22 protein-coding genes are annotated in these 19,210 nt (G+C 61.5%); 2 read left to right on the top strand and 20 right to left on the bottom strand.

Annotation, left to right across the window (positions count from 1 at the left end):
- Window positions 1-27: 27 nt before the first annotated feature.
- Window positions 28-2,847: an ATP-binding protein gene (locus tag AO388_RS05325; RefSeq protein WP_058416154.1), complete on the top strand. Its 2,820-nt coding sequence runs from the start codon at window positions 28-30 to the stop codon at window positions 2,845-2,847.
- A gap of 142 nt (window positions 2,848-2,989) precedes the next feature.
- Here AO388_RS05325 and AO388_RS05320 read toward each other — a convergent pair whose 3' ends face one another.
- From AO388_RS05320 to AO388_RS05260, 13 genes are all read right to left on the bottom strand, one after another.
- Window positions 2,990-4,036 (bottom strand): EscU/YscU/HrcU family type III secretion system export apparatus switch protein, encoded by a 1,047-nt coding sequence (locus tag AO388_RS05320; protein ID WP_058416153.1) that lies wholly within the window; start codon window positions 4,034-4,036, stop codon window positions 2,990-2,992.
- Complete coding sequence (sctT, locus tag AO388_RS05315; protein WP_003369214.1) at window positions 4,036-4,851, bottom strand: type III secretion system export apparatus subunit SctT; 816 nt, start codon at window positions 4,849-4,851, stop codon at window positions 4,036-4,038. The genes AO388_RS05320 and sctT overlap by 1 nt, the downstream gene beginning before the upstream one ends.
- Before the next feature lie 6 nt (window positions 4,852-4,857).
- The gene (locus AO388_RS05310) at window positions 4,858-5,127 is read right to left on the bottom strand and encodes an EscS/YscS/HrcS family type III secretion system export apparatus protein (RefSeq protein WP_003369212.1); all 270 of its coding nucleotides are present in this window, start codon (window positions 5,125-5,127) and stop codon (window positions 4,858-4,860) included.
- Window positions 5,128-5,131: 4 nt separating this feature from the next.
- Window positions 5,132-5,788: a type III secretion system export apparatus subunit SctR gene (sctR, locus tag AO388_RS05305; protein WP_003369210.1), complete on the bottom strand. Its 657-nt coding sequence runs from the start codon at window positions 5,786-5,788 to the stop codon at window positions 5,132-5,134.
- The gene (gene sctQ, locus AO388_RS05300) at window positions 5,785-6,843 is read right to left on the bottom strand and encodes a type III secretion system cytoplasmic ring protein SctQ (protein WP_058416152.1); all 1,059 of its coding nucleotides are present in this window, start codon (window positions 6,841-6,843) and stop codon (window positions 5,785-5,787) included. Before sctQ ends, sctR begins: the two co-directional genes overlap by 4 nt.
- Entirely contained in the window at window positions 6,840-7,349 is a 510-nt protein-coding gene (locus AO388_RS05295; protein WP_003369203.1) for a hypothetical protein, read from the bottom strand. The genes sctQ and AO388_RS05295 overlap by 4 nt, the downstream gene beginning before the upstream one ends.
- Window positions 7,350-7,451: 102 nt before the next feature.
- On the bottom strand, window positions 7,452-8,780 hold the full coding sequence (locus AO388_RS05290) for a FliI/YscN family ATPase (RefSeq protein WP_003369201.1): 1,329 nt from the start codon (window positions 8,778-8,780) through the stop codon (window positions 7,452-7,454).
- Entirely contained in the window at window positions 8,777-9,373 is a 597-nt protein-coding gene (locus AO388_RS05285) for a FliH/SctL family protein (protein WP_003369199.1), read from the bottom strand. Before AO388_RS05285 ends, AO388_RS05290 begins: the two co-directional genes overlap by 4 nt.
- On the bottom strand, window positions 9,366-9,989 hold the full coding sequence (locus AO388_RS05280; RefSeq protein ID WP_003369197.1) for a hypothetical protein: 624 nt from the start codon (window positions 9,987-9,989) through the stop codon (window positions 9,366-9,368). Before AO388_RS05280 ends, AO388_RS05285 begins: the two co-directional genes overlap by 8 nt.
- A complete protein-coding gene (sctJ, locus tag AO388_RS05275) occupies window positions 9,986-10,765 on the bottom strand; it encodes a type III secretion system inner membrane ring lipoprotein SctJ (protein ID WP_058416151.1) in 780 nt (259 codons plus the stop codon). The genes AO388_RS05280 and sctJ overlap by 4 nt, the downstream gene beginning before the upstream one ends.
- A 3-nt stretch (window positions 10,766-10,768) precedes the next feature.
- Window positions 10,769-11,185 (bottom strand): hypothetical protein, encoded by a 417-nt coding sequence (locus AO388_RS05270; protein ID WP_058416150.1) that lies wholly within the window; start codon window positions 11,183-11,185, stop codon window positions 10,769-10,771.
- A gap of 9 nt (window positions 11,186-11,194) precedes the next feature.
- Window positions 11,195-11,413: a hypothetical protein gene (locus tag AO388_RS05265; RefSeq protein ID WP_003369190.1), complete on the bottom strand. Its 219-nt coding sequence runs from the start codon at window positions 11,411-11,413 to the stop codon at window positions 11,195-11,197.
- A gap of 20 nt (window positions 11,414-11,433) precedes the next feature.
- Window positions 11,434-12,045, bottom strand: a complete 612-nt coding sequence (locus AO388_RS05260; protein WP_003369189.1) for a hypothetical protein — start codon at window positions 12,043-12,045, stop codon at window positions 11,434-11,436.
- Between the two features lie 175 nt (window positions 12,046-12,220).
- Between AO388_RS05260 and AO388_RS05255 the strand changes: the two genes are divergently transcribed.
- The gene (locus AO388_RS05255) at window positions 12,221-13,003 is read left to right on the top strand and encodes a tetratricopeptide repeat protein (protein ID WP_042930740.1); all 783 of its coding nucleotides are present in this window, start codon (window positions 12,221-12,223) and stop codon (window positions 13,001-13,003) included.
- Between the two features lie 2 nt (window positions 13,004-13,005).
- On the opposite strand, the gene AO388_RS05250 is transcribed toward AO388_RS05255, so the two are convergent.
- From AO388_RS05250 to AO388_RS29305, 7 genes are all read right to left on the bottom strand, one after another.
- Window positions 13,006-13,422, bottom strand: a complete 417-nt coding sequence (locus AO388_RS05250) for a hypothetical protein (protein WP_003369187.1) — start codon at window positions 13,420-13,422, stop codon at window positions 13,006-13,008.
- A 12-nt stretch (window positions 13,423-13,434) separates the two neighbouring features.
- Window positions 13,435-14,751, bottom strand: a complete 1,317-nt coding sequence (locus tag AO388_RS05245; protein ID WP_003369185.1) for a type II and III secretion system protein family protein — start codon at window positions 14,749-14,751, stop codon at window positions 13,435-13,437.
- Complete coding sequence (gene sctV / locus AO388_RS05240) at window positions 14,748-16,895, bottom strand: type III secretion system export apparatus subunit SctV (protein ID WP_058416149.1); 2,148 nt, start codon at window positions 16,893-16,895, stop codon at window positions 14,748-14,750. Before sctV ends, AO388_RS05245 begins: the two co-directional genes overlap by 4 nt.
- Window positions 16,892-17,230, bottom strand: coding sequence for a tetratricopeptide repeat protein (locus AO388_RS05235; protein WP_003369180.1), 339 nt, complete (start codon window positions 17,228-17,230; stop codon window positions 16,892-16,894). Before AO388_RS05235 ends, sctV begins: the two co-directional genes overlap by 4 nt.
- The gene (locus tag AO388_RS05230) at window positions 17,227-17,586 is read right to left on the bottom strand and encodes a hypothetical protein (RefSeq protein WP_003434228.1); all 360 of its coding nucleotides are present in this window, start codon (window positions 17,584-17,586) and stop codon (window positions 17,227-17,229) included. The genes AO388_RS05235 and AO388_RS05230 overlap by 4 nt, the downstream gene beginning before the upstream one ends.
- Window positions 17,583-18,518: a SctD/MshK family protein gene (locus AO388_RS05225; protein WP_058416148.1), complete on the bottom strand. Its 936-nt coding sequence runs from the start codon at window positions 18,516-18,518 to the stop codon at window positions 17,583-17,585. Before AO388_RS05225 ends, AO388_RS05230 begins: the two co-directional genes overlap by 4 nt.
- Window positions 18,519-18,649: 131 nt before the next feature.
- On the bottom strand, window positions 18,650-18,811 hold the full coding sequence (locus AO388_RS29305; protein WP_003369172.1) for a hypothetical protein: 162 nt from the start codon (window positions 18,809-18,811) through the stop codon (window positions 18,650-18,652).
- Between the last annotated feature and the right edge of the window lie 399 nt (window positions 18,812-19,210).

Raw genomic sequence — 19,210 nt, 5'->3', positions numbered from 1 at the left:
GTTATTACTTCTGACACAGGTCTAAGCATGGATTTCGAAGCAAGCGGCCAGAATGAAATGGCCATTCAGGAAACAGGTGAGGCGTCGCGCAGCAACGAGGCCATTCACTTTGGCCCGTTCACCCTGCTTCCACGCGAATATTTGCTGCTCAAGGATTCACAGCCGGTGCCACTGGGCAGCCGCGCAATGGCATTGCTGGTCGCTTTTGCCACTCGGCCAGGCGAACTGCTGGAGAAAGCCGAACTGCTGGCACTGGCATGGCCCAGAGCGGTGGTCGAAGAATGCAACCTGCGTGCGCAAATCGTTGCCCTGCGCAGGGCGCTGGATGCCGACGAGAATTACATTGTCACTGTGCCGGGCCGTGGCTACCGATTCGTCGCGCCGGTCAGTGTGCAGCAGGCGGTCCGCCACGAACCTGCGCCAGCGGACACACTCGCCAGCGTAAGCGTGCCGGCAATCAACCGTCAGGTGCTTGGGCGTGACGAACTGATAGAGCAACTGTCGGAACTGACACTCTCCCGGCGTCTGTTGACCCTGAGCGGTCCGGGCGGCGTCGGCAAAACGACCGTTGCGCAGGCACTGGCTGACAGTCTGGCCGCGCAATCGGGCCTCAGCACCGCGTTCGTCGACCTGACGCCGGTCAACGGCACGCAACCGATATTGGGCAGAATCGCCTCCGCACTGGGGCTTAGCGCCGAAAACGAACAACCGCTGCACGACATACCGCCATCGCTGGTCGGTCGCCCGCAATTGCTGGTGCTCGATAACTGCGAGCATGTGCTCGACGAAACCGCCGCTGCCGTCGAAGCGTTGCTGGCCAATGCACCGCTATGCTGCATCGTGGTGACCAGTCGCGAACCGCTGCGTGCGCAGGGCGAATGGGTGCATGAACTCGGCCCGCTGCAAGTGCCTGATGAGCACGAAGTGCTCACTGCCGCGCAGGCCATGGGCTATTCCGGGGTGGCGCTCTTCGTGACCCGTGCCAGAGAGCAGGACCCCGAGTTTGCCTTCAATGACGGTGACGCCGGAACGGTCGCCGCCATCTGCCGCAAACTCGACGGTAATCCACTGGCCATCGAACTGGCTGCTGCACGCGCCAGGACCTTCGGTATTCATGACCTGGTCGGCCTGCTGGACGGCAGTTTTCGACTGCAGATGACCGGCCTTCGCACCGCCTTGCCACGCCAGCGCTCGCTGAGTGCCACGCTGGACTGGACCTACGGAATGCTCACCGGGCACGAGCAGGCGTTGCTGCGCCAGCTGTCGATATTCAACGGTTCATTCACCATTGACGGGGTCATGGCGATCGTCAACATCGGTTTGCCGGACGTGCGGATGACATTGCCGATGCTCGAAAGCCTGCTGGAAAAATCGCTGCTCGGCGCCTTCGATCACAGCCAGGGCAAGCGCTTCAGGCTGCTGGAAACGACACGTCTCTACGCCCACGAAAAACTGGTGCAGTTCGATGATGTACCACGCCTGTGCCGCGCTCACGCTCAATGGGCACTGACCCTTCTGGAACAAGGCAAACAGGATCTCGAACAAATGCCCCAGGAGCTCTGGACCCAGCGTTACGGTATAGAGATCGACACCATTCGAGCGGCCCTCACCTGGGCGTTCTCGGCCGAGGGCGACCGCCAGCTGGGGGTCGAACTGACGCTGTGCAGTTCGCCATTGTGGCTGCGGCTGTCGCTGGTGCGCGAATATCAGGACTGGGTAAACCACGGCCTGCCCCGGCAGGTGGAAGAGGCACACATGGATCGTCGGCAGCGCATGCGTCTGCTGACCATGTCCGGCAGCATTCTGATGCTGACCTACGGCGCGGGACAGAAAATGCGCGAAGTCTGGCAGCAGGTCAGTGAAGATGCCGAAGCGCTGGACGACTCCGAATACCGCCTGCGGGCGCTGTGGGGCAAGTGGAACGACCACACCTGCAGCAACAAGCATCTGCAGGGTACGCAGGTCGCCTCGCAATTTCTGGCACTGGGCAAGGATTACCGCATTGCTGACTGCCAGTTGCTGGGCAGACGCATGCGCGCCACCAGCGCGTTCTATATGGGCGATATGAAGACGGCGCGTCAGGCCATCGAAGAAGCACTTGGCGCCCCGCGCTCGCCGTCCTCGCACATTATCGACATGCACTTCGACCAGCGTATTGCAGCGCAGTCGCTGCGGGCCCAGGTTCAGTTGCTGATCGGCAATACCGGCCAGGCGATGGTCGCCCTGGAAACCAATGTGCAACAGGCTATTGCACTGAGTCATCCTGCAACCTTGTGGTACACCCTGGCGATCAGTGCGATCCCGGCGACGCTGATTGCCGGTACGCTGCACAAGACGCGGCATTTCCTCAAGCTGCTCAAGCAGAGCAGCGAACGTCAGCCCCTGCATGTCTGGCGCCAGCTGACCAGTTGCTATGAAAGCATTCTGGCGATTCGCGAAGGCGATGCGGCAACGGGTGTGCCGCTATTGGGAGAAGCCCTGCAGCAGTTGCGCAACCATGTGGAAACGCCGCTGCATGCGATGCTGCACACCGAGTACGCATCAGGTCTGGCGGCACTCAGACTCGAACCTCTGGCACTGGAAATTCTCGATGAGCTTCATATCGGCGCGGTAGAAAATCATGACCGCTGGTATTTGCCGGAGATCATGCGGGTCAAGGCCCAACTGATGCTCGACCAGCCGCATGACTACTCGCTTGAGGATGTACGCATGATGCTTGCTCAGGCACTGGACACGGCACGTGAGGACGGTACGCATTTCTGGGCATGGCGCATCAACACCGACCTCAACCGTCTGAAGGTGGTGCGCGGCACACCGGCAACCCGCTACAGTCCGATGGTGCACTGAATACACAAGGCTTGCCCCGGTGGTCAGCGTTGGCCTTTAGTTTCAAGCCGGGCACAGAATGTCCAGAACATGTTCACCTAGGCGTGAGGAGCGACAGCGCTGTCACCGTGCAGCGCGCCAGACACGTGCGAGGTGGCTGACGTCAGATCAGCCGCTGGGCCACCAATGCATCGGCTACCGCCTGGAAGGTGTTTTCCGGCACCGGGTCGCCCGCCACGCTTCGCTTTGCAATCGACTCGGCAAGACTTCCGTCGGGCCACAGAGCAATGCCCAGTGGCGCGGCGTCGGCCAGCAATGCGGCGGACTCGTGCTGTGCGGCGCGACAGACCACTATCGGCACTGGCGTTTCGCCGCGAACATAACGCACGCCCACCACCCAGCCGCCAGCATCGCCAATCATCAATGAAGCCCGCGCCAACCCGAGCTTGGTCGCCAGGGCCTGCATTTCGCGCCGTTGGCGCTGACGTTCGCGTTTGATCATCGGGTCGCCGTCGACGTCCTTGCGTTCGCGTTTCTGCTCGCTGTGGCTCATTTTCATTTCTCGACCAAACAGCCAGCGCTGCATCAGCACATCCACTGCACCAACCAGCAGAAACGCCGCCAGCACGGTGAACACCAGCGGTTTGAGGACCAGATAAAACGTCGATTCAATGCAGCCCTCACCACAGCGCGACGACTCCATCAGCGCTTGCAGGGCCTGACGACCGACCACATAGAACGCCAGCCCCAGCAGTACCACCTTGACCAGCCCCTTGAGAAACTCAATCAGGTTGCGCATCGCAAAAATGCGTTTGAATCCCTCGGCAGGGTTGATGCGTTTGATGTCCGGCTGAATGGGCTCCACCGAAAACACCACCCCACGCATCGTCACGATGTTGGTCAGAATCACCGCCGCGACCGTTACCGCCACCACTGGCAAGGTAATGCCGATGACGATCTGCTCGGCATGATCGAGCAGCCGCGGCCAGACATCGTTGAAGGGCTCGATGTAAATCAATGCCGCGAGATCAATCAAGGCCTCGACCTGCGCACGCGCCTTGGGCAGCAGCACCGAAATACACAACGTACACAACAGAATGACCATGCCGGAGACCAGGTCCTGGCTTTTTGCGACCTGACCCTTCTTGCGCGCATCGCGCAGCTTCTTGTCCGTGGCCGGCTGGCTTTTCTCCTCGCTGGATTCGCCCATCAGCCGCCCTCGACCGCGAGCGCCTTGAGCACCTCGATGGTGCCTCGGAACTGTGCCAGTTGATCGATCATCACCGGGATCAGAAAGCCGATGTAGACCACCATCAACACTGAGAAAAACAGATTCTTGACCGGTAATGACAGGTCAAAAATATGCAGACTGGGGGCCATGCGTGACAGATAGGCCAGCATCAGATCCGTGATCAGCATGGCGATCAGCAGCGGCGCGACCATCAACACACCGATGCGCATCACCTGATCGAGAATCGCCAGAATCGACGTCAACGCCGCGCTGCTGAACAGCGGTGTAAATTCGGTCACCGGCCAGAGTTGATAGCTGTGGTAATAGCCGTCCACCATCAGGATGAAGCCGCCGGACATGAAAAACAGCGTGATCAGCATAACGGTGAGCAAGGTCGCCATCACGCTCGCCTCCCCCTGTCCAAGCGGGTCGACCAGTTGTTCCATGGTCGATCCACGCTGCAGGTCGATCAGCTCACCTGCCACTTCGGCGGCCCAGAACGGGATGCCGAACAACAGCCCGATCAGCAACCCGATCAGCAATTCCTTGATCATCAATCCAGCCAGAAAGAATCCGCTGTGCTCGGGCATGGAGGTGAACGCGGAGAAAACGGGAAGGATCATCGGCACCGAGATGGCGACCGCCACACAACCCCGAATCATGCCGGTCAGGCCCAAACGGTTGAATGCCGGCGTGATGATCACCACACCCATGGCCCGCGACGCAGCCAGCGATGTCGAACTGATCACCGGGTAGGCAACTTCGATGAACGCGTTGGTCAGATCAGCGCCCATGGCTGTTCAACGCGTCCACAGCGGAAAATTGTCCAGCACCTGATTACCCAGCTCGGCCACCTGCCCCGCCAGCAACGGCCCGACGAATACGATGACCAGCAGCACGCCTACCAGTTTGACCACTTGCGGCAAGGTCTGGTCCTGAATCTGGGTCAGCGCCTGCAGCAGTCCCACGCCCAACCCCACCACAATCGCCACGATCAGCGCAGGTGCGGACAGCAGCAGCACAGTCATCAGCGCCTGATTCATCAGCGACAGAAATACGTCCTGGCCCATGACTTCAGCCCCCGTAGCTTAAAATCAGCCCGTGCATCAGGCGTGACCAGCCACTGAGGGCCACGAACAGGAATATCTTCAGCGGAATTGAAATCAATGTGGGCGAAACCATCGACATACCCATGGCCATCAAGACGTTGGACACCAGCAGATCAACGACCAGAAACGGGATGTACAGTAAAAAGCCGATTTCAAAGGCCCGAGTCAGTTCGGAGCTGACGAATGCCGGGATCAGCACCACCAGATCATCATCGCGCAGGTCGGCACGTGCCTCGGGTGACCAGATGGTTTCGGTCGCCTGCACGAAAAACCCGCGCTCGCTTTCGTTGGCGAACTTCGACAGATGTGCCTGCAAGGGCGGCCGCAAGGCGCTGCCCAATTCCTCGAGCTGCTGAACGTTCTGCAGACTCAGATCGCGGCCCTGCACCTGCCGATACATGTCGCCGATCAGCGGCGTGGTGACGTAGACCGACAGGATCAGCGCGATGCCGTAAAGCACCAGGTTCGGTGGTGTCTGCTGTACGCCCAGTGCGTTGCGGATCAGGAACAGCACCACGGATATTTTCATGAAACCGGTCAGGGTCACCACGGCCAGGGGAATCAGTCCGATGGTGGCAACGACCAGAATGATCTCGATCAAATTCGGCTGGTAACCGTTCATGAGCCGCTGAAGCCAAGCAGGCGCACGCCCAGACCGTCGCCGATGATCACCAGTTCACCACGACCGATACGGCGACCGTTGACCATCAGGTCCACTTCGTCATGCGCCTGGCTGGTAAAGGGCAGAACGCTGCCAGGGGCCATTTCGCGCAGCTGCGCAAGGGTCAGCTCCATGCTGCCCAACTGGCAGATCAGGGTCAGCGGCAAATCGTCCAGCGAGGCATCCAGATCGGCATCGGTGCTCATTTCACTCATCGGGTCATTCCTGTCAAAGGGATACGGAGAAAATGCAGGGCTGCCGGGACGCAACGCGCCTTGCCAGACCAGCGTGTCGCCCTGGCGTCTGACGACGGTCTGGCAGTGACGCCCCAGCCGCAGCAGCACCTGCGCATCGGCCAGGGTGTCGAGCATCACTACATCGCCCGGTAACAGGCTGCGCAGTTCGGCGTGAGTCAATGGCGCCTGCCCGGCTTCGATGCTCAACGCCAGACGCAAGCCTTGCAGCGGGTCACGCGTGACCGCGCAGTGCTGCTCAAGCAGCGCGCTCACCCGCTGGGCGCTGGCGGCGTCGAAATGGATTTTCAACGCCTGAGCCGGCTGATCGCCGGCGCGCACCTCGACGGCGACCTGCAGGCCCTTATGCGGTTGGTCGGGCGTGCATGGCACTACGCGCAGAGATTCGCCCAACAGCCCTTCCAGCGGCTCCATCAATCTCAACCAGGCCTGTTCCAGCAGCAATGCGTCAGCGTCGGTTTCGATTGCTGCACCGGGCTGCCAGCCCAACCCCGAGAGCTCAAGCAGCCGCAGCGGGATAATCAGTTCGATCCGATGCTCGCCGAGCGCGATGGCCACACGCACCGGCTGCCGGCACTCGCCACTCGCGCTGGCCCAAAGCACCTGCACCGCTTGCCCGCCCAGCAGCACCGGCCAAGGCTTCAGGGCGCGGTGCAGCCGGTTGTGCAGGTACAGTGCCTCACTGTCGAACTGCGCCAATCGCGCCTTGAGCACCTCGCGGCACGACGGATCGGCAGCAATCGGGCCGGCATACATCGTCATGGCTCGGTTCCTGATATCTGGGCAGATGTCACAGCAGTTGCAGCGGCACTGCCAGGCGCTGCTGGCTGATCGGCTTCGTCACGCTGTTCGGCCAGACGTGCATCACTTCGCACGCGCTGCTCCACCAGGCTTTGCCAGGCTTTGGTTTTCTGTTGCTGCTCCCTGTGAACGTGCCTGAGGCGCTCGCGGGCCTGCTCTTCGGTCTCAAGCGTCAGGGCCACGGCATCAGCATCGGCCTGCAACGCCACACGTTCATCATCCAGTTGCTGCAAGCGCTCCTGGGTCGCTCGCCAGGCGCTGACCGAAAGCCCCTCACTGAACCGGCCATATGCCTGCTCGGCTTCCCGAACGAGCTTTTCCCGGTGCAGACGCAAGGCTTCACGGGCCTGATCGAGCTCGCTGTTGGCCTCACGGCAGCGTTCACGTTGTGCAGCAAGACGCGCTGTGGCGCGCTGCTCACGCAGCACGCGCAGGGCCTGCAAGCTGTGCAAGTCAGCCGTTTTCATAAATCTTTCCCATGGCAAATGCCGTTCGGCATCGAAAGAGAACATGCATGCGATCAGTCATCACAGCGAGATGTGCAAGGGGTGAGCAACCAACGTTCCAATTCATGCCAGCACCTTGCGCATCTGCATCAAGGTCAGTTCCAGACTGTCATGCTCGGTGGCGGGCTGACGCAGAAAGGCCTCAATGTCTGCGTGCCGGGCAATCGCCTCATCGGCCAGCGGGTCGCTGCCGGCCGCGTATTCACCCACCTGAATCAACAGCTCGATCTCCTCGCGCCGGGCGATGAGCTCGCGCATCCGCGATGCCAGTTGCCGGTGTTCTGTTGTCGCGATGTGGTCCATCAGGCGGCTTCGACTGCGCAGTACGTCGATTGCCGGAAAATGATCACGCTGTGCCAGATCGGCGCTCAGCACGATGTGGCCGTCGAGAATGGAACGGGTTTCCTCAGCCACCGGGTCCATGCTCGCATCACCTTCGGTCAGCACGGTATACAGCGCCGTAATGCTGCCTGATGGTCCAGGGCCGGCGCGCTCCAGCAGACGCGGCAACGCCGAGAAAAATGACGGCGGATAACCGCGCCGGGTCGGCGGCTCACCCACCGCCAGACCGAGCTCACGCTGAGCACGGGCAAATCGGGTCAGGCTGTCCATCAGCAGCAGCACGCTGCGGCCCTGGTCACGATGATATTCAGCCTGGGTGGTCGCCACGTAGGCCGCCCTGACCCGCTCGGCGGCAGGCCGATCCGAGGTGGCAACCACGGCAACCGTGCGCGCCCGCGCCGTGGCATCCAGCTGCCCCTCCAACAGTTCACGCACTTCACGTCCGCGCTCGCCGATCAGGCCGATGACAATCACATCGACATTGCTGTTACGCACGATACTGGCCAGCAGTGAGGACTTGCCCACCCCTGGCTCGCCAAAAATACCCATGCGTTGTCCCTGCGCCAGGGTCAACAGGCTGTCGATGGCACGTACCCCAAGCGAAAGTGGCTTGACGATGCGCTGACGACTGAACGGCGCGGGTGGCTCGGCATGCAAGGGGTAACGCTGCAAACCGCTGGCAACCACCGGTGCAGGACCGTCGAGAAACTCGCCCATCGGGCTGATGACCCGGCCCAGCAAGGCGTCGCCGACCTGCACGCCCAGCGCCTGGCCGGTAGCGATGATCTGGGTACGGGTCGACAACCCTTCCATGGAGCCGATCGGCGACAGAATCGCGTCATCCTCATCGAACCCGATCACTTCGGCCGACAGCTCTCGTCCGTTTCCAGGGTCGCGCAACATGCACAGCTCGCCAATCCGTACCCCGGCCACACTGGCGCGCAACAACACGCCGCGAATGCTGCGCAAGGTGCCGCGCATCGGTCTGGGCTGGGCGAGCTGCAAGCGCCGCTGAAGACCGGGCAGCAGCCTGATCAGGGCCTCATTCAAGAAGCATCCCCTTCTGCCAACGGCAACAGCGCACGCCGCAGGTTGTCCAGTTGCGCGTCCAGCCCGAGTTCAACGGAGCCCGCCGGGCTACCCAGCCGCGCTTGACCGGCTGCCAGCTGATCGTCACCGACGACACTCAGCGACTTCAGTGCCGGCGGCGCCTCGTGGGCCAGCCGTCGACGCAACGCTTCGACGTCGGCACGCGGCACATACAGCGTCAGCGCCTGATCCTGACGAAACGCCGACAGTGCCTCTGCGGTGCAGCGCAGCAGGCGTTCGTGGTCATCCAGTTCGCCCAGCACCTGGCGGGCAATCCCCAGCGCCAGTTCAGCCAGCGAGCTTTCCAGCCCCGCCAGGTAACGCTCGACCTCGGCGCTGGTCTTTGCCAGCAACGCCGCGACCTGCTCGGCGCCGTCCTGACGGGCGCGCTCGAAACCTTCAGCGCGGGCCTGCTCCAGCCATTGCGCACTGTTTTCGCGAACCGACCGCGCCTCCTGATGAGCGGCCTCGACGAACGCGTAGCCGTCGATCCAGCGGGCCGCTTCGGCAGCGCGCACGATCCGTGAAGCGGGTCGGGTCGGCAGATCACTCATGGTCGTCGCTCCCGGTCAGCAGGCGGGCAACGGTTCGCACCACGGCCACCTGTCGTTCATCGCCTGGCTGAGGCTGATTTTGCGCAATGTCCAGACGCAGGCGCAGCCAGGCTTGCAGTTCGATGGGTTGGGCCTCGAGCCAGGCGGCCACGCAGCGCGCACCATCGCGATCGATGGCCTGGACGAGTTCGACCGGTGTGCGCAGCAGGTTGGCGGCCCCGGCCAGTTGGCGCTGAGCGAGTGCCAGTGAAAAAGCATCGTCACCCAGCAATTGACGGTACTCGCTGACCACGTCACCACGAATTTCCCGACTCAGCGTGGCGGCATGCCAGACCGCGCCACACAAGCGCGGCAAACGTGCAAAATCTTCGTCGGTCAACAACAGAACAGCCAGGTCACTCTGCGCTGGCTGTTCCAGTTGCGGCAGTGGTTGCAGCTTGAAATGCGCATTCAACAGCTGCTCGAAGCGTGTAGCAAAGCGCGACGAATCGCGCAGTGAAGCCAGCGTGGCAGGATCGACATCGCGTTGCAGGCATTCGGCCAGCCAGCGTTCGCGGACAAACGTCAAAGGCCGCTCGACGAGTGCCTGCCACTGCTCGGTCAGCGCAGCATTCATGGTGCATCGCTCAAGACATAGGTGCCCTCGACCCGGCGACGTTGCCAGAACTGACGACTCAGCAATCCGGCAAGCACCAGCGCAATCAGCAACAGGCTGCCGAACAGCCAGCGCGCCGCCGGAACATCATCCTCCAGCATCCACAGCCCGAAAAAGCTCGCCAGTTGCGGCTGCGCGCCGGCCTTGTCGGGGAGCGCTGCCTTGATGGCCGTCACCGACACACCGTCGTAGCCCAGCCCGGAAATACCATTGGCGACCAGGGTCTTGATCTGCGGTATCAGCACGTTGATGTCGGTGCGCGGGTCGTAGCGCACCAGCACCGAGGCCGAGGACGGTGAAATCACCCGCTTGAGCAGGTCATTGTCCGGCAGCACCACATGCACCCGCGCGGACAGAATGCCGTCGATCTGCGAAACCGTGTGTGACAACTCTTCACTGAGCGCATAGACCATCTGGGCGCGCTCCTGTACTGGCGAGGACACCAGGCCATTGCCCTTGAACACCTCGCCCATGTTGGAGAAGCTCTGCCCCGGCAAGCCTGCATCGTCCAGTGCTGCCATGGCCTCGGCGAAGCGCTTTTCGTCGACCATGACCTTGAGCTGGCCGTTGTCCTGCACCTTGCGCGACGCCGGTATGCCGTCGCGCAGCAACACAGCCAGCATGGCATTGGCTTCTCGCTCGCCAAGGTTGGTGTAGAGATCGATGTCGCAGGCCTGCAACAGGCTGGCAAGCGCGGCCACGATCAGCAGGCGCAGGACACGGCAGCGTTTGGACATGATTCATTGACCTTTGAGAAGGGTGTTGGCGGAGCCGGATATCTGGGTCGCCCCGCGCACCACCATCTGGGTTTCGATGGAGTAGTCGAACATCCGCCCCAACGACTGCACGATCTGATCGACCTGCGGCCCACCGACTTTGCCGGTCGTCTGAGCAGCGCTCGCGGCAGTTGTTGGCGGCTGACTGGCCGCCTGCGGCGCGCTGCCCTGGGTCAAGGCGTCGGCACGCTGGGAGAACTGCCGAGAGCGGTCGATAAAGCCGTCCAGCCGCTCCATCAGGTTGGTGCCGATCTGATGCGGGCTGGCGCCCTGCGGCATCCCTTTGGACGTCTCGGCCATGTGTTCGAAGAGGTTCTGCGAAGCCTGCGGCNGCGACGGCAAGGCAGCCGCCGCCGGTGACGCAGCTAGATTCACAGACATGGTCGTACCCTATTCGGAGTCGTCATCGGACTGGGCTTCGTTCAGCATTTCCTGAGCTCGCGGCATGATGATGAACTGCCCACCGATGGTGACGGCCTGAGTGATCAGCGCGTCGTTGAACTCACTGTCGCTGGAGGCCTGTTCGGCGTTCTCGACGGCGGCGTTGAAACGCGATTCCTGACTGGAAACATTGACGTCGACATTGCTATCTACGGAGTTGACGGACATGGGTAGTGCTCCTTTTGGGGTTACTGACGGTCGGTGGCGACTTGAGTGACGACACCGCCTCGAAACACCCGCACACCGCGTTCGCGCACCACGGGTGCGGCCTCGGCGACAGGTTGACGATCCACATGCTGCTGAATCTGCGCCAGATAAGCTGGCGGTCCGGACACGAACAGACTGTCGTTATCCGGGCTGACGCGACTGGACATCGGCTGGCCGGAGACCTGCAAGCGGGCCAGATAGTCCTGCAACTCTTGCAGCCGGGTGCCCTGCAGGTCGAAAACCCGCGTACCGACCTCATCAGCACCCGCGATGTGCAGAACGTTACCGTCGAAGTACCAGCTCAACTGATTGGCATCGCACAGGCGGCCAAGAAACTCTCCAGCCGTTTCGCCGCGTACCGTACCGCGGGCGTTGCCGCGCACCTTGTCGGAGAACACCACGATCAGGTCGAGGTTCTGCGCGAACTCGGTGAGTGCACCGCGAATATCTTGGTCGACCAACACATAGGCATAAGGCTCGGCGAACCACTCGGGTTCGCGCTCCGACGCCGCGTTCAACGCACCGGGCAGTGAGCACAGCAGAATCACCAACAGCCGTAGCGCGATGCGCCACTCAGCCTTGAACAACGGCATGGCGCCCTCCCTGCCGGTTGCGGCGCTGCCTCGAACGCTGGCCCGCAGCGACGCGAAAAACCATGCTCAAAAAACGGTCGCAATTCAGCGCCGGGGCTATAAACTGGCGCTCGCCCGCGAAGGCCGTCGACGGCTGAATTGCCTCGCCCCGTCCCCTTTCACAAGAGCCCTGTCCATGCCACCTCGTTCCATCTCCACGTTGTTGTTGCTCGGCTGCCTGACCCTGACGGCGTGCACGACCCAGCCCAAGACCGATGCCAGTTACGAGCGCTTCATGCAACTGGCAGCCGACCTGGAAAAACGCGGCGACTCGACGACGGCTGCGTCGTTCTACCAGCGCGCCACGCAACAGCCTGAAGCCGGCGTCGAATCGTGGCGTAAACTCGGTGCCGCACTGCTTGCCAGCAACGACACGCGCGGCGCGGAGCGCGCCTATCAACGTGCGCTGGAGCTCAAGGCCGATGACCCTGACGCCTTGTTGGGCCTGGGCACCGCGCAGTTGCGTCAGGGCAAGCTGCAACGCGCCGTCACCGTACTCAATCAGGCCGCGACTGCCCTGCAGCAGCCGCAGGCGTGGAACCGACTGGGCATCGCCTACATTCTCAGCGGTGAGGCCGACAAGTCCCAGAACGCCTTCAATACCAGCCTTCGTCTGGCACCGAACGATCTGGACACCCGCTGCAACCTGGCCCTTGCCTATGTGCTGGGTGACGACAATAAAAAGGCCCTGGAAACCATTGACCGCGTTAGCCAGTCGCCGCTGGCGCAACCCCGCCACCAGCGCAATCAATTGCTGGTGATGGTGCTCGCCGGTAAAGAGAAAGACCTCAAAAGCATGACCTTCGACGACATTCCCAAGGCCGAACGCAGCAAACTGATCGCCGAGGCTCGACGTATCAAGGCAATACCCGACCGTGCCGAACAGGCACGCGAATTGGGTCTGGTCGACGCTCGCTGAAATCATCGCGCCTCCCGAGTGTCGGTGTTGGCCTGCTGCTCCGCCTGACGGCGGCGCAGTTCTTCGCGGTCATAGCCATCGATGTACACCTGCGCGGCCCGCCCCACCGGGGCTGCCATCACCGGGCCGGTGCTACGGCCCTGCACCACGTCCGAGCGCTGCTCGACCATCTGCAACAGAATCAGATTGCTGGCGCAGCCCGGCGGCAGCAGCGGCTGAAAATCTTCCCCTACGCCAATGTCGTCCTGCGCAGCGGGCTGCATGCAGGCATCCGGCACCAGTTCCACGCGACCATCGGCGCGGGTCACCGCCGTGTAACCCGGCGAATAGCTGACCGGGTCAAGGTGAGTCTTGCAGCCTGCCAGCAGGCATAGCGTCATCAGAATCGGCAGGCGTGGCATGCTTGAAATGAGGTTCATGGCCGGTTCCTGTCAGTTCATGTAAAAGCCGAACGCGCCGCCACTGCGCGGTCCGGCCGCTGCGGTGCTGGCTGCGCGCTGCTTGTCCAACGGGGTGGCGGCCACACGCTCCTTGACCGGTTCGACCAGATAAGGGGTGATCAGAATCACCAGTTCGGTCTCGTTGCGCTGAAAGCGTTTGGAGCGAAACAGACTGCCAAGAATCGGCATGTCGCCAAGCATCGGTACCTTATCCATGTCCTGACTGCTCTCGCGCTGGAACAGCCCGGCAATGGCGAATGTCTGGCCGCTGCCGACTTCCACGCGGGTGTCGGCACGTCGCACACGGAACGAAGGCACCTGGTAGCCATTGACGTCCAGCGTGGTGGTGCTCATCAGGCTGCTGACTTCAGGACGTACTTGCAGGGCAATACGGCCGTTGGGCAGCAGCGTCGGGCTGAACAATAGCGAGACGCCGTAAGGCTTGTATTCGATACCGACCACCTCACGGTTGACGGGCACCGGTACAGCCACTTCACCCCCCGCCAGAAAGCTCGCCGTCTGCCCGGTCATCGCCGTGATGTTCGGCTCTGCCAGCACCTCAAGCACGCCATTGTTTTGCAACGCCTCAAGCATCGCATCGATGTTGACGTTACCCGAGGTGAGCCCGGCGCTGATGACGTTTGACGCGCCGCTTGCGGCATCGGCAGCCAGGCTGCCACCGGTCAGCAGGCCAAACGAAAAGGTGCCGTTATTGAACAGCGCATTCCAGTTCACCCCATAGCGCAGCAGTTCGGAGCGTGAAACTTCAGCGAAACGTACACGGATGTTGACCTGTGCCGAGCCTGCGTAAGTGGCGCTGTTGACCGTCGACTGAAAGTTCTGGCCCTCGGTGCTCAGCAAGGCATTCAGGTCGGTCGCTTCACCGACATCCTGGACGGCGCCGCTGGCGATCACACGGCTGCCGCTGGCATTGATGCGCGCCTGACTCTGCGGGTGCAGCGCCTTAAGCGGGCGGCTCACCGCTGCCGTGCCGCTGCTCACGGCGAGGCTCAGGGTCGCGGTTTCCCGACCCTCGCTGTCCAGCGCGATCAGGCTGGTCTGCCCGGCTGTTTTGCCGAACACGTAAATCACACCGGGCGATACCACCTGCAGGTCGGCAATGCCTGGCTCTGCGACCATGACCGAGTCCACCGGTGCCGAGAAATGCAGAACCCGGCCTTCGCCAATCGCCAGATCAACGGTGCCCTTGGCGCCTTTGGCGATGGTTTCGGCGTTCGCACCGCCAGCGATGAGCAAGGCACTGAGCGCCAGAAACAACAGACGAATTACAGAAGCGGAACGGATCATGAGGCAGTCGCCAGAGAGGTGGCCGCGTCAGCCTTGGGGGCCGGGCGCGCAGTGATATCGGTCAGGCTGACAGTGCCGACCGCTTGAAGGTTGTATTCGCTGGCCAGCTCGCGATACGACAGCACAGGCAACTGCAGCTCGCCACGCAGGATGATGCGGCGCAGGCCGCGACGCAGCTCGGGGTGTACCAGCAATACCGTCGACTCATCTTCGGGCAGCACAGCGCACAGGCGCCGCAATTGTCCAAGCACGGTCCGTCCAATGTCATCGGGCAGCGCGTCACGATTTCTGTCCTGGCGGCCCAACGCGGTACGCAATTTTTCTTCGAGGGCAGGGGCCAGCACAAATGCGCTGATCACCCGGTTGCGATCGGCATACTGGTGGCTGACCTGACGCGCCAGCGCTGCGCGCAGATGTTCAGTCAGACGCCCGGCATCGGCTTCGCGACCGCCCCACTCCACCATCGCCTCCAGCAATCCACGGCGGTTGCGTATTGACACACCTTCGGCAACCAGCAACCGCAATACTTCGGCAATACGTTGCAGCGGCAGGATGCGTAACGCCTCCTTGACCAGTTCTGCGTACTTGCCTTCAAGCTGCTCCAGCATCACGCGGGTTTCCTGAATACCCAGGAAATCTGCAGCATAGCGACGCAAGGTGCGCTCCAGCGTGGCGCGCAGGATTTCGTCGGCGAACAGAAAGCCGATGCCCGCCTCCTGCAACTGATCGGCATGCTCGCGATCTACCCAACGACCGGGACGCGAACTGATCGGCGAAGGGGCTTCGAAGGGCTCCACGGAGATAAGTTGTGCATGCAGCGGATCATCCTGTAGCAGCAGCGACGTGGCACTGAATTCACCTTCGCAGACCGGTACGTCCTCCAGCTCGACCTGAAAGCGATCTGCCGCCATTGAGCGATCCAGATAGACGTCCGGCACCGGCACCTCGACTCCCAGATCCGTGCGAATGTCGTGACACATGGCTTCGATGCGCTGGCGCAGCGGCTGCAGGGGTGCCGCCTCGGCCAACCCTGCCCCGATACTCAACAGTACCTGGGTGTCGCGGGGACGCTCGGCATCCTCCTGCACGACGACCGGCTCGGGTTCAGTCGCCGACAGTTGCTCAGGTTGCTCGAGCTGTGCAGTGGGAAGGCTGGCCCGATGCTGACGACGCCAGAGGAAAAATGCGCTGCCGCCAAGCAGTGCCGCCAGCACTACGAATACCGGCATGGGAAATCCGGGCAGCAGCCCGACGCCAAGCAGAATCAATGCGGTCAGCCCCAGCGCCCGATGGCTAGCCCCCAATTGCCTGACGATTTCGGTGCCCAGGTCGCGCTCTTCGCCATCGCTGTTGACCCGCGTGACCACGGTGCCTGCAGCCACCGAAATCAACAACGCCGGGATCTGCGCGATCAGACCATCGCCGACGGTCAGCAGCGAATAAGTATGCGCCGCCTCGGCGAATGGCATACCCCGCTGAACCATGCCGATCATCATGCCGCCCAGCAGATTGACGAACAGGATCACGAGCCCGGCAATGGCATCGCCCTTGACGAATTTCATGGCACCGTCCATGGCCCCGAACATCTGGCTTTCCCGCTCCAGGCGCGAACGACGGCGCCTGGCTTCGGCCTGATCGATGTCACCGTTGCGCAGATCGTTGTCGATGCTCATCTGCTTGCCCGGCATTGCATCGAGGGTAAACCGTGCAGCGACTTCGGCGACCCGCTCGGCGCCTTTGGTGATGACCACGAATTGCGCCACGGTAATGATCAGAAACACCACCAGCCCGACCACGACCTGACCTGCGATCACAAAGTCGCCGAACGCCTTGACGATATGACCGGCATTGCCATCCAGCAGGATCAGACGTGTCGTGGTGATCGACAGCGAAAGACGAAACAGGGTGCTGAGCAGGATCAGCGGTGGCAATGCCGAAAATTCCACCGAATGATTGATGTAAAACGCGACGATCAGAATCAACAGGCTGAGCGCAATGTTCAGAGCAATCAGCGCGTCCACCAGGTAGGTGGGCAGCGGTATTATCATCATTGCGATGGCCATGAGCATGAACGCTACGATGATCACATCGGTGCGTTTCGAGGCAATTTCGGCCAGTCGGTTGAGGCGGTTCATGAGGGTCATTGCGCGGCCCTCCGGGCATCCAGATAACGTCTGAAACACTGACGTGCTTCGTCCCTGCGACCGGCCTTCCATAGTGCCCGGCTACGCAACAAAAGCAGGGACGGACTTTCGCCCTGCTGCTCGACCAGACGGTCCAGTGCAGCGAGGGCCCTGTCAGCATCTCCACTGTCAGTGAATGCCAGAGCCAGACCGTGCAATAGCGCGGTGTCGGTCGGCGCCAGCTGGATGGCAATCAGCAACATCACCAGTGCCCGCTGCGGTTGACCGCTGCGGCGGTACAGATTACCGAGCCCGGTCAACAACTCGACACATTCGCGGTCCTGGGCTGCACTCATGGCTGCACCTCGGCGCGCTGCTGTTCAAGCAAGAGACGCAATTCGATTTCCTCTCGAATCACCTCTTCAGCCAACTCGCGGATTTCAGGTTCTGCATCCAGCGCGGGCAGCACTTCATCAAGCACGTAGTGCAATACTTGCAGCGAGCGCGCCGGGCCAAACAATGGCGCGGCGACACCAGCGGCCTGCTCGGTCTGTTCAAGCTCGCCACGCAGTGAGCGACGGACCTTGCGCTCGCGTTGATCCAGCAGCGCTTCGAATCGCGTGCCTTGTCTGGGCTGCGTCGGCGCGACACGCTCGACAGCTGGCAAGGACTCCGGAGAAGTCGGGGTGATGGGTCGCAGGTCGACTTTCATAATGTGAAGGCAAACCGTTCCTGACCACGCACCAGACGTACCTGATCACCTTCGATACTTTCCAGCGTCCAGTCGTCCGCCAGTATCGCGCCGGGGTAGACGCGCTTGCCATGCTCGTCGATGACATATGGATTGCGTCCGAACCAGACGGCTTGCAGGCGCACACGTGGTGTCGCAACCGCCGCGCTCACCTGAACATGGGGGGTCAGGACGATGCGCTGACCAAAGCGGCTGTCGAAATCGCGCTGAACCTTTAACCAGTTGCTTTTAAGATCGGCGGGATAGCTGCCTGCCACACTCAGCTGACCATCCTGCTCGTGGACGCGCAATTGACCAAGCCTGGCGTCGCGCAGTGCTTGATCCAGCCAGGTCCGGGCTTCGGCCAGCGTCGGCGCAGATACATTGGCAGGCGCTGCAGGCATACCGACGGCACCGCTATGCGACACAGCCTCTGGCGGCGCACGAAACGCAAATGCAGTGGCGCATGTCACCAGCAGCAACAGCGCGCCCAACACCGGCACCTTGAATGCGTGCAGTTTACGCGGCTCAACGGACGAGGCTTTTGCAGGTCGAGTACTGCGCAAGCGCAGACGGCTTTGTCCAAGCGTCAGTTCGACGGGCAACCCGAGTCGCTGCCCATGCCCCTCGGGGATAAGCAGACTTTTGCCAAGCGCATCCATTGCGGTTACGTCGCCGCCTATCGCTTCAATGGCAACGAGTTCTTCGGAAAACCGCAGGCGCGCATGCTGCGCAGCGATACCGGCATCGCCCAGCACAAGGTCGGCCGTGGCGGCACTGCCGATTGTATAGAGCGGCTTGTCGAGCGCCAGAGCAACGCCCTGGTGCAAGCCGTGGAGAATTTCGAGCAATGCCACGCCATTATCCTGTTCGGCAGCGTCTGGCGTTGCGCTCAATGAAATCAGGGCTGTCATGATCGAGTTACCACCGTGTGATCTACCGGAAACGGCACGTCAGAGCCGGGTAAAGCTGTCGATCGAAAGACGTGGTGCAAATCGTGCAGGAAGCGAGTGCGGGCGGCAGCGCCGCCGCCCACACCACGACATCAGTTCTGAGGACGTTGCTTGGTAGCGTCCAGCTCTGCCTTCTTGGCAGTGGAGATTTCAGTGATCTTGGCTGATTTCTCGATAGCCATGTCAAAGGTAGCGGACATCTTTTCGATTGCCGCGTCCGAATTGCCGGAGCTTACTGGTGCAGTCTCACTCATGTTGTTTCTCCTTGCTTCGAGGGGGAAGTTTCAACTGCCGAGAGGCAGAGCAATATGCCATCACCGAACAGTGAACCCGGGATTGTTACTTGATGCTCCCAGCAAGCAATGCGTTCACTGTTCCGCCAGATCAATACTACGCAAGGCGAATTATCAGATGCTGTGAAAAGTTGTGAAATTGCGTTTTCACAACCCGTTAAAACAATTAACCAACAATGATATCAAAATGATATTTATTACTGTCTTATTTCTGGAGAGATTAAGTTTTCAGGTATCAGCCACGCCACAGATACTGTGCTGCTTGGCCTCCAGACGTACGAGCTGATACTCGGCAGGCGTGTGAAACGTTGTGAAAACGCAGGCATTGATCTTCCTTATCGCCCGCCAAGTGTTAGTGTC

Origin of the sequence: Pseudomonas sp. ICMP 10191 (assembly GCF_001467335.1) — a bacterium.
Taxonomy (GTDB): Bacteria; Pseudomonadota; Gammaproteobacteria; order Pseudomonadales; family Pseudomonadaceae; genus Aquipseudomonas; species Aquipseudomonas cerasi.
This window is presented reverse-complemented; position numbering and strand designations above follow the sequence as displayed.

Excerpts from the sequence above, each read along its gene's own strand:
- AO388_RS05325 (WP_058416154.1), top strand. The coding sequence starts at position 28 with ATGGATTTCGAAGCAAGCGGCCAGAATGAAATGGCCATTCAGGAAACA.
- AO388_RS05320 (WP_058416153.1), bottom strand. The coding sequence starts at position 4,036 with ATGGGCGAATCCAGCGAGGAGAAAAGCCAGCCGGCCACGGACAAGAAG.
- sctT (WP_003369214.1), bottom strand. The coding sequence starts at position 4,851 with ATGGGCGCTGATCTGACCAACGCGTTCATCGAAGTTGCCTACCCGGTG.
- AO388_RS05310 (WP_003369212.1), bottom strand. The coding sequence starts at position 5,127 with ATGGGCCAGGACGTATTTCTGTCGCTGATGAATCAGGCGCTGATGACT.
- sctR (WP_003369210.1), bottom strand. The coding sequence starts at position 5,788 with ATGAACGGTTACCAGCCGAATTTGATCGAGATCATTCTGGTCGTTGCC.
- sctQ (WP_058416152.1), bottom strand. The coding sequence starts at position 6,843 with ATGACGATGTATGCCGGCCCGATTGCTGCCGATCCGTCGTGCCGCGAG.
- AO388_RS05295 (WP_003369203.1), bottom strand. The coding sequence starts at position 7,349 with ATGAAAACGGCTGACTTGCACAGCTTGCAGGCCCTGCGCGTGCTGCGT.
- AO388_RS05285 (WP_003369199.1), bottom strand. The coding sequence starts at position 9,373 with ATGAGTGATCTGCCGACCCGACCCGCTTCACGGATCGTGCGCGCTGCC.
- AO388_RS05280 (WP_003369197.1), bottom strand. The coding sequence starts at position 9,989 with ATGAATGCTGCGCTGACCGAGCAGTGGCAGGCACTCGTCGAGCGGCCT.
- sctJ (WP_058416151.1), bottom strand. The coding sequence starts at position 10,765 with ATGTCCAAACGCTGCCGTGTCCTGCGCCTGCTGATCGTGGCCGCGCTT.
- AO388_RS05265 (WP_003369190.1), bottom strand. The coding sequence starts at position 11,413 with ATGTCCGTCAACTCCGTAGATAGCAATGTCGACGTCAATGTTTCCAGT.
- AO388_RS05260 (WP_003369189.1), bottom strand. The coding sequence starts at position 12,045 with ATGCCGTTGTTCAAGGCTGAGTGGCGCATCGCGCTACGGCTGTTGGTG.
- AO388_RS05255 (WP_042930740.1), top strand. The coding sequence starts at position 12,221 with ATGCCACCTCGTTCCATCTCCACGTTGTTGTTGCTCGGCTGCCTGACC.
- AO388_RS05250 (WP_003369187.1), bottom strand. The coding sequence starts at position 13,422 with ATGAACCTCATTTCAAGCATGCCACGCCTGCCGATTCTGATGACGCTA.
- AO388_RS05245 (WP_003369185.1), bottom strand. The coding sequence starts at position 14,751 with ATGATCCGTTCCGCTTCTGTAATTCGTCTGTTGTTTCTGGCGCTCAGT.
- sctV (WP_058416149.1), bottom strand. The coding sequence starts at position 16,895 with ATGACCCTCATGAACCGCCTCAACCGACTGGCCGAAATTGCCTCGAAA.
- AO388_RS05235 (WP_003369180.1), bottom strand. The coding sequence starts at position 17,230 with ATGAGTGCAGCCCAGGACCGCGAATGTGTCGAGTTGTTGACCGGGCTC.
- AO388_RS05230 (WP_003434228.1), bottom strand. The coding sequence starts at position 17,586 with ATGAAAGTCGACCTGCGACCCATCACCCCGACTTCTCCGGAGTCCTTG.
- AO388_RS05225 (WP_058416148.1), bottom strand. The coding sequence starts at position 18,518 with ATGACAGCCCTGATTTCATTGAGCGCAACGCCAGACGCTGCCGAACAG.
- AO388_RS29305 (WP_003369172.1), bottom strand. The coding sequence starts at position 18,811 with ATGAGTGAGACTGCACCAGTAAGCTCCGGCAATTCGGACGCGGCAATC.